Raw genomic sequence first — 3,150 nt, forward strand, 5'->3', positions numbered from 1 at the left:
TTAGAGAAACTGGAAGAAGTAAGCTTTGTTCAATACTTTGGATTGACGCTTCACACAACGAAGCATTTCTGGTTATAGGATCAAGCCGCACGGGCAATTAGTATCAGTTAGCTTAACGCATTACTGCGCTTCCACACCTGACCTATCAACGTCCTGGTCTTGAACGACCCTTCAGAGGAATCAAGTTCCTAGGGAAGTCTCATCTTAAGGCAAGTTTCCCGCTTAGATGCTTTCAGCGGTTATCTCTTCCAGACTTAGCTACCCGGCGATACGACTGGCGTCATAACCGGTACACCAGAGGTCTGTCCACTCCGGTCCTCTCGTACTAGGAGCAGCCCCCTTCAAACTTCCAACGCCCACTGCAGATAGGGACCAAACTGTCTCACGACGTTTTAAACCCAGCTCACGTACCACTTTAAATGGCGAACAGCCATACCCTTGGGACCGGCTACAGCCCCAGGATGTGATGAGCCGACATCGAGGTGCCAAACTCCGCCGTCGATGTGAACTCTTGGGCGGAATCAGCCTGTTATCCCCGGAGTACCTTTTATCCGTTGAGCGATGGCCCTTCCATACAGAACCACCGGATCACTATGTCCTGCTTTCGCACCTGTTCGACTTGTCAGTCTCACAGTCAAGCATCCTTTTGCCATTGCACTATCAGTACGATTTCCGACCGTACCTAGGATACCTTCGAGCTCCTCCGTTACACTTTGGGAGGAGACCGCCCCAGTCAAACTGCCTACCATGCACGGTCCCCGATCCGGATTACGGACCTGGGTTAGAACCTCAAAGGGGTCAGGCTGGTATTTCAACGACGGCTCCATGCGAACTAGCGTCCACACTTCAAAGCCTCCCAGCTATCCTACACAAACCACTTCAAAGTCCAATGCAAAGCTGCAGTAAAGGTTCACGGGGTCTTTCCGTCTAGCAGCGGGGAGATTGCATCTTCACAAACATTTCAACTTCGCTGAGTCTCGGGTGGAGACAGTGTGGCCATCGTTACGCCATTCGTGCGGGTCGGAACTTACCCGACAAGGAATTTCGCTACCTTAGGACCGTTATAGTTACGGCCGCCGTTTACTGGGACTTCAATCAAGAGCTTGCACCCCATCATTTAATCTTCCAGCACCGGGCAGGCGTCACACCCTATACGTCCACTTTCGTGTTTGCAGAGTGCTGTGTTTTTAATAAACAGTCGCAGCCACCTTTTCACTGCAACCCCATCGGCCTTCGGATGTTCTCCTACAACCTACCGGGGCACACCTTCTCCCGAAGTTACGGTGTCAATTTGCCGAGTTCCTTCACCCGAGTTCTCTCAAGCACCTTAGAATTCTCATCCTACCCACCTGTGTCGGTTTGCGGTACGGTCTATATGCAACTGAAGCTTAGAGGCTTTTCCTGGAAGCAGAGCATCAACCACTTCGTGAGCAAGCTCACTCGTTATCACACCTCAGCTTAGTCTCGCGGATTTGCCTACGAAACACGCCTACATGCTTGAACCGGGACATCCAACACCCGGCTGGCCTAGCTTTCTCCGTCCCCCCATCGCATTGCATACAGGTACGGGAATATTAACCCGTTTCCCATCGACTACGCATTTCTGCCTCGCCTTAGGGGCCGACTCACCCTGCGCCGATGAACGTTGCGCAGGAAACCTTGGGTTTTCGGTGACAGGGAATTTCACCCTGTTTGTCGCTACTCATGTCAGCATTCGCACTTCTGATACCTCCAGCATGGTTCACACCACACCTTCGCAGGCTTACAGAACGCTCCTCTACCATATCCTTACGGATATCCGCGTCTTCGGTTATCAGTTTGAGCCCCGTTACATCTTCCGCGCAGGACGACTCGACCAGTGAGCTATTACGCTTTCTTTAAATGATGGCTGCTTCTAAGCCAACATCCTGGCTGTCTATGCCTTCCCACCTCGTTTTCCACTTAACTGATCATTTGGGACCTTAGACGGCGGTCTGGGTTGTTTCCCTTTCGACGATGGACGTTAGCACCCACCGTCTGTCTCCCATGCTCGCACTTTCCGGTATTCTGAGTTTGCCATGGTTTGGTAAGTCGCGATGACCCCCTAGCCATAACAGTGCTTTACCCCCGGAAGTGATACATGAGGCACTACCTAAATAGTTTTCGAGGAGAACCAGCTATCTCCAGATTTGTTTAGCCTTTCACCCCTATCCACAGCTCATCCCCTAGTTTTGCAACACTAGTGGGTTCGGACCTCCAGTGCGTGTTACCGCACCTTCATCCTGGCCATGGATAGATCATCTGGTTTCGGGTCTACATCCAGCAACTAGGCGCCCTATTCGGACTCGGTTTCCCTTCGCCTCCCCTACTCGGTTAAGCTCGCTACTGAACGTAAGTCGCTGACCCATTATACAAAAGGTACGCAGTCACCCGTTTCCAGGCTCCCACTGTTTGTATGCATCCGGTTTCAGGTTCTATTTCACTCCCCTCCCGGGGTTCTTTTCGCCTTTCCCTCACGGTACTGGTTCACTATCGGTCGATCACGAGTATTTAGCCTTGGAGGATGGTCCCCCCATGTTCAGACAGGGTTTCTCGTGCCCCGCCCTACTTGTCGCATGCTTAGTACCACCGATGTCTTTTCATATACGGGGCTATCACCCACTATGGCCGGACTTTCCATTCCGTTCTATTAAGACTTCGACTATCACATGCAGGCTCTTCCCCGTTCGCTCGCCACTACTAGGGGAATCTCGGTTGATTTCTTTTCCTTCGGCTACTTAGATGTTTCAGTTCGCCGAGTTCGCCTCCATACGCCTATGTATTCAGCGTAGGATACCCTTGCGGGTGGGTTTCCCCATTCGGACATGTCCGGATCAAAGCTTCGTTGCCAGCTCCCCGAACCTTTTCGCAGGCTTGCGCGTCCTTCATCGCCTGTGATCGCCAAGGCATCCACCAGATGCACTTAGTCGCTTGATCCTATAACCGGAAACGCTTCGTTTCCGAGAATCTCGCTTCACGCTTAGCGGTACGACATTACCGCCAAGTTTGTGTTTTGCAATCAACCCAAATTTGATAAAACCAAGGAATTAACCACGATTTTATCGCATTGAATTTGTCTTACTTCTTCCATTTTTTTAAAGATCAAAGTACGAATTGACTTAAGAAGTCAAA

Annotated in this window: 1 rRNA gene; it reads right to left on the reverse strand. The window is 51.0% G+C overall.

What is annotated here, in order from left to right:
* Positions 1 to 76: 76 nt before the first annotated feature.
* Positions 77 to 2,955 (reverse strand): 23S ribosomal RNA (locus tag KSF73_17235).
* Positions 2,956 to 3,150: the final 195 nt, after the last annotated feature.

It is taken from the genome of Burkholderiaceae bacterium DAT-1 (assembly GCA_019084025.1).
Lineage (GTDB): Bacteria > Pseudomonadota > Gammaproteobacteria > Burkholderiales > Chitinimonadaceae > DAT-1.